10 protein-coding genes are annotated in these 15,476 nt (G+C 67.5%); 2 read left to right on the top strand and 8 right to left on the bottom strand.

Features of this window, described 5'->3' with window-relative positions; all coding sequences use genetic code 11:
• Positions 1-105 precede the first annotated feature (105 nt).
• The 4 genes from THITHI_RS0100155 to THITHI_RS0100140 form a co-directional block, all read right to left on the bottom strand.
• A complete protein-coding gene (locus THITHI_RS0100155; RefSeq protein ID WP_018231039.1) occupies positions 106-492 on the bottom strand; it encodes a hypothetical protein in 387 nt (128 codons plus the stop codon).
• A 121-nt stretch (positions 493-613) separates the two neighbouring features.
• On the bottom strand, positions 614-1,210 hold the full coding sequence (locus THITHI_RS0100150) for a hypothetical protein (RefSeq protein ID WP_018231038.1): 597 nt from the start codon (positions 1,208-1,210) through the stop codon (positions 614-616).
• Positions 1,211-1,244: 34 nt separating this feature from the next.
• Positions 1,245-3,881 carry an AMP-binding protein gene (locus THITHI_RS0100145; protein WP_018231037.1) on the bottom strand — a complete coding sequence of 879 codons (2,637 nt, stop codon included), beginning with the start codon at positions 3,879-3,881 and terminating at the stop codon, positions 1,245-1,247.
• Positions 3,868-4,224 (bottom strand): PilZ domain-containing protein, encoded by a 357-nt coding sequence (locus THITHI_RS0100140; protein WP_018231036.1) that lies wholly within the window; start codon positions 4,222-4,224, stop codon positions 3,868-3,870. Before THITHI_RS0100140 ends, THITHI_RS0100145 begins: the two co-directional genes overlap by 14 nt.
• Positions 4,225-4,402: 178 nt before the next feature.
• Between THITHI_RS0100140 and polX the strand changes: the two genes are divergently transcribed.
• Positions 4,403-6,127 carry a DNA polymerase/3'-5' exonuclease PolX gene (polX, locus tag THITHI_RS0100135; protein ID WP_018231035.1) on the top strand — a complete coding sequence of 575 codons (1,725 nt, stop codon included), beginning with the start codon at positions 4,403-4,405 and terminating at the stop codon, positions 6,125-6,127.
• Positions 6,128-6,397: 270 nt separating this feature from the next.
• Positions 6,398-7,132, top strand: coding sequence for a 2,3-bisphosphoglycerate-dependent phosphoglycerate mutase (locus THITHI_RS0100130; RefSeq protein ID WP_018231034.1), 735 nt, complete (start codon positions 6,398-6,400; stop codon positions 7,130-7,132).
• An 83-nt stretch (positions 7,133-7,215) separates the two neighbouring features.
• Here THITHI_RS0100130 and THITHI_RS21235 read toward each other — a convergent pair whose 3' ends face one another.
• From THITHI_RS21235 to THITHI_RS0100115, 4 genes are all read right to left on the bottom strand, one after another.
• Positions 7,216-9,741, bottom strand: a complete 2,526-nt coding sequence (locus tag THITHI_RS21235) for a glycosyl hydrolase family 65 protein (RefSeq protein WP_018231033.1) — start codon at positions 9,739-9,741, stop codon at positions 7,216-7,218.
• Complete coding sequence (gene otsB, locus THITHI_RS21230; RefSeq protein ID WP_018231032.1) at positions 9,738-11,333, bottom strand: trehalose-phosphatase; 1,596 nt, start codon at positions 11,331-11,333, stop codon at positions 9,738-9,740. Before otsB ends, THITHI_RS21235 begins: the two co-directional genes overlap by 4 nt.
• A gap of 485 nt (positions 11,334-11,818) precedes the next feature.
• Positions 11,819-12,412, bottom strand: a complete 594-nt coding sequence (locus THITHI_RS0100120) for a lipid-binding SYLF domain-containing protein (RefSeq protein WP_232199361.1) — start codon at positions 12,410-12,412, stop codon at positions 11,819-11,821.
• Between the two features lie 162 nt (positions 12,413-12,574).
• Positions 12,575-15,475, bottom strand: coding sequence for a PD-(D/E)XK nuclease family protein (locus THITHI_RS0100115; RefSeq protein WP_018231030.1), 2,901 nt, complete (start codon positions 15,473-15,475; stop codon positions 12,575-12,577).
• Between the last annotated feature and the right edge of the window lies 1 nt (position 15,476).

Below are 15,476 nucleotides of genomic sequence, written 5' to 3'. Positions count from 1 at the left end.
GAAGAACGATCCACCGATGTCGGGGGCGGTTCACCCCCGGGGGGGCTGAGCTCCTGCGAGCGACCCGCAGGTCTTACCTGTGAACAACCTATTGAGAGATCACAGCTAGCGGTAGAGGCGCACCTCCTGGCGCCGGCCGCTCACGCCGCGATTGGCGCAGAACTCCAGGCTCTCGCCGTCGGCATAACTCACCTTCATGTTGAATCCTGCCCCCGGCGGGTGATTGAGTGCGATGCGGCGTCGTTCCCCCGGCTGCAGCCGCCCCTCGTAGAGGCTGGACTGGGACAACGCGTGGCTGAAGTCCAACCACACGGACTCGATCAGCACGTCGCTGTCGTTATGCAGGGTGACCAGCAGGGGACCCTCGCGGGCGTGATCGGCGAACACCAGCCAGCCCGCCAGCAGGCCTGCCAGGAAGAGCAGGGTCCCGCGCGAACGCAGGGTGTCCACCAGGCGGTCGTTCCATTTCGGGGGGGGTTGGGGCTCTGTCATCCGCGGCCTGCATGGCAGAAATGTAAGTATATTCTAATATACAGAGACTGCCCCTGTGCAGTGGGGTTCCATGGGGCCGGGGTTGTCCGCCCTGTCCGGCCCCCTTGGCGCAATATCCGGGTCAGACGATTCGATCGAAGTGCCCCATGAAGATCCGTATCAACCGATGTGTCAGCCACCACACCGTCGTGCAAGCTGCGATCAAGATACCAAGCCAGAGGTAGGGGGAGATCAGGTCCTGCGGTTGGCCGGGGCCCCACACCCAGTTCACGTTGCGATCCGGGCCGGAGAGGAGGAATGTCAGGATCAGGATGCCGGTACCCACCGCCACCCACGGTTTCCACGCGTCCTGATCGTAACCGAGACGCCATACGATCCAGAGCAACACGAAGGGCAACACAAGGTGATAGAGGGAAAGCAGGCGCACGAGCAGGGTGATGTCGGGATCGTACATGTAGTCCACGATACCGAGCGGTGTTGTCCCTCCCAGCAGGAGACTGCCGAGGAAGTCCATGATCCAGCCCATCTCCAGCAGCGCGACGGCCACCAGCATCATGCTGGCCAGGCGGGGGCTCGCGAACAGGGCGGCCAGCAGCCCGCCCATCAGCGCCACGTTGGAGAACCAGAGGAAATTCACCAGCCCATGTTCCAGCGTGTAGGCGGGGATGAGCACGGCGACGAACGCGAGATAAACCGCCTTGAACCACAACGGGATCATCGTTTCCCTGCCGCGGACGTCGACACCGCGAACTTCACTTCTTATTGTCTCCGAGTGCGGCGACTTTCGAGTGCAGGTTCTCCACGATCTCACGCTCGTCGCGGCCATAGCTGTCCGAATCGATGGGTTCACCGATGATCACGCGCACCCGTCCGGGATGCGGCAGGATCCGTCCGGGCGGCATGGCCTCCCTGGTCCCCTCGATCCACACGGGTATCACCGGCACCGGCTGTGCCCGAAGCACGACACCGATTCCCGGACGAAACTTCTGCAGGGCGCCGTCGGGGGAACGCTGACCCTCCGGGAACCAGATCAGGGTGTGGCCGCGCTTGAGGGCGGTCGCCGCCAGTGCCAGGCTGCTGCGCGGCGCCGCGCCCGGATCGATGGGCAGGATGCGCGCGGTGCGACTGAACCAGCGGGTGAGGCGACCGGAAAACATCAGCCCGGTCCATCCGGCCCAGTACAGAGATTCCAGTTGGCGCGCGCTCAGGGCCCGTATCAGCACCAGGGGGTCGAGCGCGCTCAGGTGCCGCGGCGCGATCAGATAGGGGCCGTTCTCGGGCATGCGTCCGCGGATCTCCACTCTCAGCAGGAGACGGGTGGCAAACCACAGAAGGCCCAGCAACATGCGCCCGGCCATCCTCCGCATGGGCCCGGGCGGAGCCAGTGCCTGTTCATGCTCCAGTTCCAGGAGCTCCTCCGGACTTTCGAGCGCCTGGGCCAGATCCTCGCTGCCTTCACCGGCCTCGGCGGAGCCCGCCGCCTCGCGCAGCAGTTCCCGCACCGTGCTCACCCGGGCGATGGCCGAGTCGTCCAGTTCGATCCCCGCATGCTCGCGCAGGGCCAGGCTCAGATCCACCCAGCCCAGCGAGTCGATGCCCAGATCCCGGCTCAGTCCGCTGTCCGGGGTGAGGCGCAGGTCGTGGAAGCGTTTCGCCAGGTAGTTCCACGTGCCCTCGGCGGCCGGATCCGACAGCAACTGCTGGTCTTCGGGGGACATGGATTCTCGCGAGACGGGTTCCGGTGCCGCCTCGCTGGCGTCGTCGCTTTCGCCCAGGCGCTCGAACAACTCTTCGAGCTTGTGGCGGCGGAGCTTGCCGAGGCGGGTGCGCGGCAACGGGTCCAGGGCGATACGCACCATGCCCGGCCGATGGTGGCTCGGCAGTTCACGGGCCGCTTCCTCCACCACCTTCTCGACGCGCTCGCGGAGGGCCTCGCCGGAGGACTCGCGCAGCACCCGGGGCTCCGGCACCACCACCGCCGCCAGGCGGTCCTCATGCGCCAGGACCCCCGCCTCACGGATGTCATCGGCTGCCGCCAGGGCCTTTTCCACACGCTCCGGGTCCACGTTCTCGCCGCCCGAAAGCACGATCATGGCGGACTCGCGCCCACGCAGGTAAAGATACCCGTCGTCGTCCAGTTCGCCGGTATCACCGGTATGAAACCAGCCGTCCTCGTCCAGGTCCTCGGCGGTCTTTTCGGGCAGGTTCCAGTAGCCGCCGAATACGTTCGGCCCCCGGGCCAGGACCTCGCCCGGCCCGTCGCGGGCGTCGATGCGCAGCTCCACCCCGGGCAGGGCGATGCCGGCGCTCTCCAGCCGGATCCGGTCCGGCGGATTGAAGGTGAGGATTGGCGAGGTTTCGCTCAGGCCGTAGCCGGTGGCGATCTCCCAGCCCAGGCCCTGCAGCCGGCGCCCCAGGTCCGGATCAAGCGCCGCGCCGCCGGACACCACCAGGCGCAGGTCCGGGGCCAGGCGCTTGTGCAGGCCGGCGAACATGCGGCGCCCCAGCCGCCAGCCCAGCCGCCGGCGCGCCGCCATGGATACCCCCAGCAGACCATGAAACAGTGCTGCGGCCAGCCGTCCGCGCCCGGCGATGCGCTCCTCCAGGGCGCTCCACACCGCCTCGTAGAGACGCGGCACCCCCAGCATGACCGTGGCCTCACCCTCGCGCAGGGCCCGCACGATCTGCGCGCCCACCAGGGAGAACGGGATGATGATCGGCGCCCCCAGAGTCAGGGGAATGAGGATCCCCACCGTGAAGGGATATACGTGATGAAACGGCAGCGGCACCAGGATGCGGTCCGTGTGATCCGCCAGGCCCTGTTCGCACAGGGCCTCCACGTTGCTGCTCAGATTGCGGTGGGTGAGCGGCACGCCCTTGGGCGGCCCGGTGGTGCCGGAGGTGTAGAAGATGGCTGCGAGGTCTTCGTCTGCGGCGACGGGCTCGGAGGGTTCTGGTGCCAGCAGGGCGCTCCACGCATCGGCATCGTCTGCATCATCCCCGAACAGGCGCAACTGGGCCTGCAGATCGAGATCCAGCGCCTCGATACGCTCGCGCAAAGCCGGGGTGGTGAAGATGAAGCCCGGGTCACAATCGGCGAGGGCGTGTGCCAGATCCTCAGAGGGCATCTGTACGTCCAGCGGCACCACCACGCCGCCGGCGTCCATCACACCAAGCGCCGAGACGATCCAGTCGGCGCTGTTGGGTGCCATGATGACCACGCGGTCACCGTGCTTGAGTCCCGCGGTCGCAAGCCCCGAGCCCAGCCGTCCGGCGCGTTCGAGAAGCTCGCCGCGTGTGGTCGTCCCGATGGAATTGCGATCCAGCGCCGCCACGCCCGACCGATCGCCGGGTACGGACCGCGCTGAAATCAGTTCAGCGAGGGTCAATGCCCTCGCCCTGGGGGCCTCCGGGGGCTTCGCGCAGCAGATCCAGCAACCCGTCGATAGCCGACGGGTCGGCGTTCTCGAACATGGCGCCAACGCCGGTGTCGGCCACCCGAATTACGAAGCAGTTCCAGATGCGGGTCTCACCGGCGTCGTTCCCGCCCGGGCCGAACCTCAGCCGCAGGCGTGCATAATCGGTCAGGTCCGCATTGGGCATCTCCAGATACAGGCCGCTGAGGCTGACATCGCGAACACGCCCCGTGACCTTGCGGCCCGGCACACCGGACAGGTACTCGATCATGGTGCCCATGTTCACGGCTCTGCGCGCCCCTTCGCGGCGTTCCATGTTCTCTCCTGAATCCTGCCGGGATCGTGTGCGCCCGGATGAGTTCTACATGCAGTGTAGTCCACCGACCTGGATGTCGCAGGACTTGGAGACGCAACGTTCACAACCGTGCCGACCAGGACGCTGGACAGCATGGCGGCGATGATCTAAGAGCGGAACAGGACCCCGGAGTCACGCTGTGCCCGGACTCAATGCCGACATCGCCGACATGTTCAACCGCCTGGCGGATCTTCTGGAGATCGAGGGCGCCAATCCCTTCCGCGTGCGCGCCTACCGCAATGCCGCGCGCACGGTGGGCGGCATGTCCAGGAGCATGGCCGACCTGATCGCGGAGGGCAGGGATCTCTCCGAACTGCCCGACATCGGCGAGGATCTGGCCGAGAAGATCGAGACCATCGTCAGGACGGGACGGCTGCCGCTGCTGGAGGAGGTCGAGCAACGCACGCCTGCCGCCCTGAGCGATCTCATGAAGATCGGGGGCCTGGGCCCGAAGCGGGTCCAGACGCTGTACCGGGCACTCGGCATCAAGAACGCGCAGGACCTCAAGCACGCCGCCGAGCAGGGCCTGATTCGCGGCCTCGAAGGCCTTGGCCCGAAGCTCGAACAGACCATCCTGAGCCGGCTGGCAGGTGCCCCGGGCTCCAAGGGCAAGCGCCACCGCCTGATCGATGCCGAGGCCGTTGCCGAGCCGCTGGTCGCGTATCTCGGGGAGACCGAGGGTCTGAAGGAGATCACCGTGGCGGGCAGCTACCGCCGTCGCAAGGAGACCATCGGCGATCTGGATATCCTGGTCACCGCCCGCAAGGGCTCGCCGGTCATGGACCGGCTGGTGGACTACGACCAGGTCTCGGAGGTCATCTCCCATGGCACGACCCGATCCACGGTGATCCTGCGCTCCGGCATGCAGGTGGATCTGCGTGTGGTGCCCCAGGTGGCCTACGGCGCCGCGCTGCATTACTTCACCGGCTCCAAGGCCCACAACATCGCGGTGCGCAAGCGGGCCGTCGACCGGGGCCTCAAGCACAACGAGTACGGCGTGTTCCGCGGCGACAAACGGGTCGCCGGGCGTTCCGAGAAGGAGGTCTTTGGCAGCGTCGACCTTCCGTACATCGAGCCCGAACTGCGCGAGAACCGCGGCGAGATCGAGGCGGCGGCGAAGGGCCGGCTGCCGAGGCTCATCACCCTGGACGACATCCACGGTGACCTGCATTGCCATACCCGGGCCACCGATGGGCGCAACTCCCTGGAGGACATGGTCGAGGCGGCCCGTGAGCGCGGCTACGCATACGTTTCCATCAACGACCATTCACGCCGCGTTGCCGTGGCACACGGCCTCGACAAGAAGCGCCTGCTCGCCCAGATCCGCGCGATCGACAGGTTGAACGAAAGGCTTGATGACATCGTGGTGCTCAAGTCCATTGAGGTGGACATCCTGGAAGACGGTTCCCTCGATCTCCCCGATGATGTGCTCGGCGAGCTCGACTTCGCCGTCTGCGCCGTACATTACCGGTTCAACCTGTCGCGCCAGAAGCAGACCGAGCGCATCCTGCGGGCCATGGACAATCCGCATTTCAACATTCTCGCCCATCCCAGCGGGCGGCTCATCGGCAGGCGCGAACCCTACGAGGTGGATCCGGAGCGCATCATGAAGCAGGCCGCCGAGTGCGGCTGTTGCCTGGAACTCAACGCCCAACCGGACCGGCTCGACATGGACGACAGCGCCTGTAGGATGGCGCGTGAGATGGGCGTCAAGGTTGCCGTCAGCACCGATGCCCACAGCACCGGCGATCTCGATCTCATGCGCTTCGGCATCGGTCAGGCGCGCCGCGGCTGGCTGGAGGCGGCCGACGTGATCAATACCCGGCCGCTCAAGGAGTTGAAAAGGCTGCTGAGGCGGCGCTGATCCGGCATCACTGCGCGGGCCGGATGTAGGAGGCCCGACCCCGGGCCGAACAACGATTCGTCGGGAGCGAATCGTCGCGCAAGCCCCATAGGGGTGAGGCCCAGGGATGGGCCGAACAATGGTGGAGGTCGGTCGGACTCGGCTGTTCGCGGCGGGGTCGCCGCTCCTACGGCGCAGCCGGGGCTGCGCCACACGCACAGATCGGCGGCCGCGGAATCATGCCCGTTCAACAGATTCCGGGCCGCCCCGGAAGACGGCAGGAGGTATCCCATGCCCCGCATCATCCTCATGCGTCATGGCGAAAGCACCTGGAACCGGCGCAAGCTGTTCACCGGATGGGTGGATGTAGACCTCACCGATGAGGGCAGACGCCAGGCCGCCGATGCCGCCGAAGTCCTTGCAGCCGAGGGAATCACTCCCGATCTGTGCTTCACCTCGGTGCAGATCCGGGCGATACGCACGCTCTGGATCGCGCTCGAGGGACTGAACATGGAGTGGCTGCCGGTGGTCCGTGACTGGCGCCTCAACGAGCGTCATTACGGGGCGCTGCAGGGATTCAGCAAGGCGCAGATCGCCGATCTGGTCGGCGAGGAGCAGGTACGCATCTGGCGCCGCTCCTGGGCCGAGCGCCCGCCGCTGCTCGATCCGGAGGACCCGCGTTTTCCCGGCAATGATCCGCGCTACGCGGAACTGGCGCCCCAGCAGCTGCCGCGCGGCGAGAGCCTCAAGGACACCGTGGCCCGGCTGGAGCCGGCCTGGACGGGGCCGGTGCGCCACGCCCTGGAGCAGGGTCGCACACCCCTGATCGTGGCCCACGGTAACTCCCTGCGTGGGGTGGTCAAGATCCTCGACGGCATCCCCGATGAGGTCATCCCAAGGGTGGAGATCCCGGTGGGCAGGCCGCTGCTCTATGAGCTCGATGACGCGCTACAACCCACGGAAAGCCGCTATCTTGGCCCGGTGCCCGAGGGGACGGTCCTGCCTCGCGAAGTACCGCGTCCGTAGGCCGGATAAGGCGCAGCGGCATCCGGCGCAATATCCTGGCCAGGCGGATGCGCTTCGCTTATCCGCCCTGCGCGGCTTATGCGTCATGGCCGGCGGTTCTCGTCGCGATCACGCTCCCTGGGTTTGAGCAGCGGAAACCCGCAAGTCTCACCCGGCGATAGGTCGCGATAGTGCCCGCGGTAGGCGATGGTGATGGGTGTCGTGGTGCAGGGGGCGCTGCGGATGCGCAGCATGTCGTGGTCGGCTTCCACGTCCAGTGTCTGGCCCCGGTAGTGCAGGCGCACCCGTGCCCGGTGCAGATCGTCGGGCAGCGCCGGATCGAAATGCAGCACGTTGGCCCACATGTCGATACCCAGGTAGCAGCGCTGCACCAGGTCGACGGTGCCGGCCATGGCGCCCAGATGGATGCCCTCGGGCGTGGTGCCGCCCTGGACATCGGCGAGGTCGCTGTCCAGGGCGCGCAGGAACAGGTGCCAGGAGCGGGCGCGATCCGCACGCGCCAGGACCCACGAATGCGCCAGCCGGCTCAGGGTGGAACCGTGGGAGGTGCGCGCGGAGTAGTAGTCGATGTTTCGCGGGATGGTGTCGTACTCGAAGGGATACCCGAGCTGCTCGAACAGCAGCGCCAGCTCCTCGGCCGAGAACAGGTAGAACAGCATCAGCACGTCGGCCTGCTTGGAGACCTTGTAGCGGTTCGGCGTGTCGCCCTCCGCCTCCAGGATGCGGTCGAGGCGGTGGATGTCGCCGTACTTCTCCCGGTAGCCATCCCAGTCGAACTCCTCCAGGTCGTCGTAACCCTCGAACTGGGAGATGATGCCCTCGGCGTTGATGGGCACGCGCAGCTTGCGGCTGATCTCCAGCCACCCCTCGAACTCCTCGTCGCCCAGCCCCAAACGCTCGCAAAGCTGGCGCCGCCGCTGACCCGGAAGCAGATCGATGACATCCAGCGCCCGGGTCAGGACCCAGGCCGCCATGACGTTGGTGTAGGCGTTGTTGTCGATGCCGCCGGCCGCTTCGGGATCCGTGTCCGGGTAGGCGGTGTGATATTCGTCCGGCCCCATGACCGCCTTGATCTCGTAGCGGTCCAGCGAAGGGTTGTAGGTGGAGATATCGGCCCAGAAGCGGGCGATCTCCAGCAGCATCTCGGCGCCGTAGAAGTGCATGAACTCCTGATCGCCGGTGGCCTGGTGGTACTGCCAGATGTTGTAGGCGACGGCCGCGTTGATGTGGCGCTGGCGGTGGGAGGTGTCGGGGAGCCAGCGGCCCGAGTCCGGGTTGAGATGCAGGTGCTGGGTCTCCTCCCGCCCGTCGCTGCCGCTCTGCCAGGGGTACATGGCACCCCGGCAGCCGGCCTCCTTCGCGGCCCGGCGCGCCTCCGTCAGGCGGCGATAGCGGTAGCGCAGCAGGGCGCGGGTCAGGATGGGGATGCGCAGGCTCAGGAAGGGGAAGATGAACAGCTCATCCCAGAAGATGTGCCCCCGGTAGGCCTCCCCGTGCCAGCCCCGGGCCGGCACGCCGGTGTCCAGGTCGATGGAGTGTGGCGAAACCGTCTGCAGCAGATGGAAGATGTGCACGCGCAGCTTGAGTTCCGTCCCGGACGCTGCATCACCGTCCAGGCTGATGTCACACTCGTTCCAGAGATGCGTCCAGGCCAGTTCGTGGGCAGCGCGCAGCTCGTCGAAGCGCCCGGCGTGGCCCAGCGCTCTCAATGACTCGATGCCCGGTTCCGAGATGGCCCAGTCTCGCGAAGAGTACATGGCGAGAATCTTTTCAATCCGCAATGTGCTATTCGCCTGCACGGTACAGTCGATCTCCTGCGTGATGCGCTGTCCGTCCCTGATCGTCCGACGCTGCGCGTCAATCGGTTCTTCGTCCCTGTACAGGCGCGTGCGAGCCGCCTGGGCGACGCCCAGTTGTGACTGGTTGGTGCGGGCGCGCAGGAAGATGGTCTCCTCGCCCCGGTGTTCCCGCTCCAGGACCTCCAGGTGCCGGTTGGCCAGATCGCGGTAGCGGGCCACGCCGCTGTTGGTGACGCCGCCGTCCAGGGCCGAGCGCACGGTGATCTGCCCGGACCAGTCCTCGGCGGTGAGTTCCACGCAAAGCCCGGCCAGATGCGGATCGGCCATGCTGACCACGCGGCGCTCGTGCCAGCCCGTGGTGTGCCCGCGGGCGTCGCGAAAGCGCAGCTCGCGGCACAGCAGGCCGCGCCGCAAATCCAGCGTCTGGCGCAGTGAGAGGATCTCCACGTCGTCCATGGAGAACCACGGACCGTCGTCGATGCGAAACGTCAGCGGCAGCCAGTCGGGCAGGTTGACCAGGTCCTCGTTCTCGACCTTGCGGCCCGCCACCTCGCTCACGAGCCGGTTGTACCCGCCGGCCAGATAGGTGCCGGGGTAGTGCACGTCGTCGGCCCGGCTGTCGGGCGCGGCGCCGCGGGTCGCGAAATAGCCGTTGCCCAGTGTGCACAGCGCCTCGCGAAGCCCCTCCTGATCGGGACGGTAGCCTTCGTAGACCAGGGACCAGGTCCCTTCCTCGTGAACCGGGGTGTCGTCCCGGTCCGGCGCGGGCACCTCGTGATTGCCTGTCTCTCGGGTGCCGGTAGAACTCATTGCCCACTCCCCTCCGTCGCATCCGGGTCCGCGGTGATTTCGGTCAGCCATTGAAGGAACCGCTTCACGTCCCGTGTATCGGACAGAGTGTAGTCGGCCGCCGATTTCCGCATCTCCTCGTGGCGCACGGCGACGCACAAACCGTGGCCGGTGAGCGCGTGAAAGGCATCCTCGTCGGTGATGTCGTCGCCCACGTAGATCGGGACGGCGGCGGATCGCCCGGCATCGATATGCTCGAGCAGCCAGAGCACGGCGCGGCCCTTGTCCCAGTCGATGTCGGGGCGCAGCTCGAAGACCTTCTTGCCGTGGCCCCGATACAGGCGCGGGTGCTCGGCCAGCACCTCGTCCACCACGGCTCCGACCCGCTGGACGTCCGTATCCGGGACGCGCCGGTAATGCACTGCGATGGAGTATCGCTTGCGCTCGAGCGCGCAACCCTCGATCTCCGCAAGGCGGTCCTCGAGCTTGCGTTCCGCCTCGTCGAGTTCAGGGAGGAACTCCTCGCCCATCCTCAGGCCCTGGTCCGTGCCCTCGGGTCCGATGATCTCGAAGCCATGGCTTCCCGCGTACCAGACGCGATCCAGGGCGACCAGTTCCCGAAGCCTTGCAAGGTCTCTGCCGCTCACGATGACGACCGGGCAGTGCCTGGCCAGTGCCGCCACCGTGGAACGCATGTCATCGTCGAGCAATGCCCGGTTATGATCCTCGACGATGGGCGTGAGCGTGCCGTCATAATCGAGAAACACCGCCGGTTTTCGGTCCGCCAGACTGTGCCCGATCTCGTCCTGGCGATCCCAGACCGAAGGCAGATTGGCGAGCGTCTTGACTGTCAGGCCGGTACCGGGGCTGCACCGCAGTTCGCTCAGATCATGTACGACGATATCCGCGCCGGCCTCTTTCAGCGCATCGCCGACGTTGCCGCGTGCCACGCCGATCGCGAGGCCGAAGCCGCCCCGGACCGCGGCCTGTATGCCCGCTATCGCGTCTTCGAATACCGCGCTGTCACCGGGCGCGGCGCCGAGCCGGTGTGCGGCCTCGAGCAGCATATCCGGTGCCGGTTTTCCGGGGATGCCAAGCCGCGCCCTGTCTTCGCCGTCGACCCTGGCACCGAAGCGGTCGAGCACGCCGGCACTGCGCAACACCGCCTCTGCATTACGGCTTGAAGAAAACACCGCCGTCGGGATGCCGGCGGTGCGCAAATCTTCGAGGAGGCGGAGGGTCCCCGGGTACGCCCGGACCGGGTTTGCCTCGAGCCATTCATGGAAATAGCGGTCCTTGCGATTGCCGAGGCCACACACGGTTTCCTTGTCCGGTCCGTCGTTCTCGTTTCCGTCCGGAAGCTCGATGCCCCGTGAATCGAGAAAACTTCTGATACCGTCACTGCGGGGCTTGCCGTCCACGTATCGCCGGTAATCGCTGCGGGGATCGAACGGTGTGAACGCCTCGCCGAGGTGATCCGCGCGCCTTCGCAGATACTCGTCGAACAGACGCTTCCATGCGCCGGCATGTGCCTTCGCCGTGTCGGTGACCACGCCGTCCATGTCGAAAAGGGCGGCCGCGAGGTTCGTCCGTGCAGCGGTGTGTCTGATCATGCAGGCTCCTCCGTCGATCCCTTCCGTTCTCGGCCCCACAGCCGCCGGGCGCGTCCCGGTGAATATCCCGTTCCCCATGGGTGCAAGACCGATTCTGCGCCTTCCCGGTGTGCCCGGCATGTATTTCGGTGCGCGCTGGGCGGGCAACGCAATGATCTCATTGTGTTCGTGAGGTGGGTCGGGACAGCCGTGCGACCGGGGTGTTCGATGCGTTCGCGGGACGATGATGACAAGGTTCCGCGAGCCGGGGCGGATCACGGGTCGGCGGTCGGCGTGATGGGAGACGCGGTCACAGGGGACACCGAGGCCAACAAAGCATTTGTGCCCGCCAAGACGCGAAGCATACAGAGGACACCCCGGTTGCACGAGGTACCCTGTCTATGGATCGATTCTGCCCGCGTGCTGCAGCTTTACGAGGGAAACTGTCTTTTCTCTGTGACCTCTGTGACAAAAAGGCGCCTTTCCACCCTTCACCTTCTCGAACGTCACCTCGGCGTATAGCTGAACTTCTGGCCGCCGATGCTCGCTTCGTACATGAGTCCGCCCTTGGCGACCGTGAACACCGCCATGCCCCGGTAGTAGCTGCCCACCGTGCGCGCATCGCGCCGGCCGCCGCTGGCGCCAGCCGAGGTGCCCGTGGTGCCTGCGCCGGCCTGGGCGCCGGCGGTGATGGCGACTGCCGAGGCCTGTGCGCCGAACTCGAAGTTGCCGCCGGTGAACTCCCGGAATGCCCGTTCGTCCTCGAAGAAGATCATCTGGCTGAAGGCCTGCCCGCCCAACTGGAGGCCGATGGTCACCTGCGCCATGCTGGTATCGCCCACATGCTCGCCCTGGGCGTAGACCCGCCCTTCGCCGTAGGCGCCACCGATGCCGATGCCGCCCTTGCCGATGGTGGGGAATACCGCATACCCGTAGGCATGGTCGAAGAAGTCGCGGCTCTCCATGGCATTGCGAAATATCTCCATGGTTTCCTCGTAGCGGTCGGCCCATGCCTGGGACGAGGACATGAGAAGCAGCAGCAGGATCCAGAGGGGGAAACGGATGGTGCGCATGGGTGTGGCCTCACGAGGCTTGTTCAATGTGCGGAAATTCTACTGCATCCGGACACGAAACACTGTGATCGAACACCTGTCGCCACGGGTCACCGGGATTGCCCGCGATGTACCGGGGATTCTGCCGTAGAGGACCCGTGTGGCGCCCGCCATGTTTCCGTTCCGCGCGCCTTTCCGGCCGGGTCCGCCTCATTCGACCGGCGGCCGGGTCCTGTCGCCTTCGTCCGTCCATGTGCCGCGCCGGCACAGGACGCCCATGGCGCAATGCCGGCACACCGCCGCATCGCCCCATGCGGGCACGGACGCGCCGTTGCGAAGCTGTGCCACCAGTTCGAGCAGCCGCGCACCCACGGCATCCCGGAGCTGCGCCAGCGCCTTACCCTCAAGACAGGCCCCGGGAACCACCTTGTCCCGGTCGAGCTGCAGGTATTCAACCCGGACCGCATCGGGGAGCAGGAGCGCATAGGTGGGTAGCTGCACCGCCTCGCCGTCATCCACGTCCGTCTGATCGGGCGGCGGGCCGGTCTTGTAGTCGATCACGGCGGGACCCTGATCACCGGTATCGATCCGGTCGAGCCGCCCCTTCAGCACCAGTGCGTCGTGGAAGGGCTGCTGCAACTGCGCCTCGGTGCCATCGACCCGCCACTCGCGCGCCCGGGCAATGGCCCAGTCCAGGTAGGCAGGGATCAGCGCGCGCCATCGGGCCAGCCAGCCCCGGTGCATGAAGTTGTCCTCCAGATCCCGCCGGAAGACCGCCTCGCTGATCGCCTCCAGCAGTTCCCGGGCCTTCGGGCGAGCAGCCTCGTCCAGAGGCCCGCGCCACGGACCGGGCAGGTCCGCCACCCCGCCATGGAAGGCCTGCAGGCACAGATGCACCCGCTCGCCGTAGTCGGCCTTGCTCAGTGCCTCGGCCAGTTCCTCCTGGGGCGCAAGTCCCAGCCCCCGGGCCGCGTAGAAACGGTAGGGGCAATCGATGAGATCCTGGTGCGCGCTGGCGGAGAGCTTCGCGGGTACGCGCGCGGGCGGCAGCACCGGCGCGGGGCGCGACGGCGCCGGCGGCAATGGCCGCGTGTCGGGGCTCGCGACGGCCGCGCCGGGGTGGTCGAGCCATGTGGCCAGCGTCACGTCGTCCAGGGACTGCGACCAGGCAAGCCGATGAAAGGCATCGATCAGTTCCACCCATGGGGCGGGCCGCTGCGGGCCGCCCTCGCGTTCCCGCTGCCAGGTGATGAGTACCCGGGGTGCCGCCTCCAGCAGGCGCCGGAAGCGCCCGCGCTGGCGGATGACCCGGTCGTGCCAGGTCTCCAGGTCCAGGGCGTGGCGCACCCCATCGTTGAACAGGGCACGCACCGGCGCATGACCCGGCAGATGTTCCCGGTCCGCCGCAGCGATGATCAGCGCGTCGAAGCGTGCCAGGCCGGTTTCGCCCAGACCGAGCAACTGCACGGGTGCGGGCCGGGGGTGCGGCAGGAAGTGGCGGGTCTCCAGCACGCGGCCCAGCCAGGTACGGAACTCGCGCCAGTCCATGGACAGGGGGCGCTGCCGCAGGTCCCCTTCCATGGCAGCCAGTTCCTCCAGGATCCGGCGTCCCGCCGGATCCTCGTCCAGGGCCCGGTCCATGCCCAGGCGTTCCAGGCTGTCGCGCAGGGCGCGCATCAGCCGGTCTGCCGGACAGGCAGGCCCGTTGATCAGTCCCTTCAGGGGTTGCGCGGCGTGTTCCAGTGCGTCGAGCAGGGTGCCGGCGGCCCGGGCGCCGGATTCCCCCGCCGGTCCCAGCCGCCGGGTGCGCTGCGACAGATGGCTGCGCATGCGCCCGAGGCCGCGCGGGATGTTCTCCCGCAGCATCACGTCCTGTTCCAGGCGGTACACGGCGAACAGGTGTTTCTCCCGGTCGTGTCCTGGAAGGACGAAGGAGGACTTGAGCACATCCATGAGCGGCTGGTAGGCGAAATCCTCCTCCAGCGCCTCCAGCCAGCGTTCCAGGGCGGCCGCCGCCCGGGTGGTCGACAGTGCCCAGCCGCCCGGGTCGTCCAGATCGATGCCGGCCCGTTCCAGAAGGGCGCGCAGGCGCCGGGCCAGGCGACGGTCGTCGGTGACCACGCCGATACGCGTGTGGCCCTCCAGAAGCCAGGCGCGGATGCGGATGTCCAGGGCCGCGGCCTGGGCCTCGGCATCCTCGGCGGCGAGCAGGGCCACGCGATCCGCGGCGGGGCTCCGGGGATGCCTTTCCGCGAAGCGCAGGGCCCGGTCGCGAAGCGGCGCACCGTCCGTGTGAAACACCTGGTCCAGAAATGCGCCGAAGGGCGTGTCGTCGGTGCCGGGCGGGGCATCCGGCGCCGGGAGCCCGGGCGCGGCCGGTGCGGGCACCAGCCAGTGGGCTCGTCCCGCACGGGCGAGGCCGCCCAGCAGGGCCGCCTCGGCGGGCAGGACCTCGTCGTAGCCGGCCACGTAGAGGTGGTCCGCGGCGATCCCGTCGGGGTCCAGGGCGGCCAGGGCGCGCAGGTAGCGGGCGTCCGGGTCCTCCCGGCCCTCGGCATGCTGCTGCGTCAGCCATGCCTGCCACAGGGTATGGACAATGCGGGCCTCACGTCCCAGAGATTCCAGACAGCGACCGACATCCGCCCCCAGGCCGTAAGCTGCCCGCAGCCGCTCTACGAAGGCCTCGTACTCGGGCGGCGGCGTGGTGCCGCCCAGGGTGAGTTCACGGAACAGTTCCAGGAGCGTGTCGGCCAGCCGCCACGGATCGTGCCGCCCGAACAGTTGCGCGTGCGCGCGCAGGGATTCGAACAGCAGCAGTTCCCGGCCGTGGGCGCCCAGGGTCGGGACATCCGGGGGGATCGCCTCGGAGATCCACTGGCGCATGGACGTGATGCGGGGTCCCAGCAGGGCACCGGAACCCCGCTCGTGCGCCGCTTCCAGCAGCAGCCGGCGAAGCCGCGCGTCCCCGTGGGCACGGGGGCGCAGCACGGTCACGCGGGTCAGGTCGGGTAGTTGGTCCCGGTGGTCTTCGATGATGCGCCGGGCCAGCCAGGCCAGGGGATCTGCGCCGGGGGCGGCGCCATGCACCCGGGAGTCGCGTCCCGGGTTCACT

The organism is Thioalkalivibrio thiocyanodenitrificans ARhD 1 (assembly GCF_000378965.1).
In the GTDB taxonomy this organism is placed as follows: Bacteria; Pseudomonadota; Gammaproteobacteria; order Ectothiorhodospirales; family Ectothiorhodospiraceae; genus Thioalkalivibrio_A; species Thioalkalivibrio_A thiocyanodenitrificans.
Note: the sequence above shows the minus strand (reverse complement) of the source record. Positions and strands in the feature narration are given on the sequence as shown.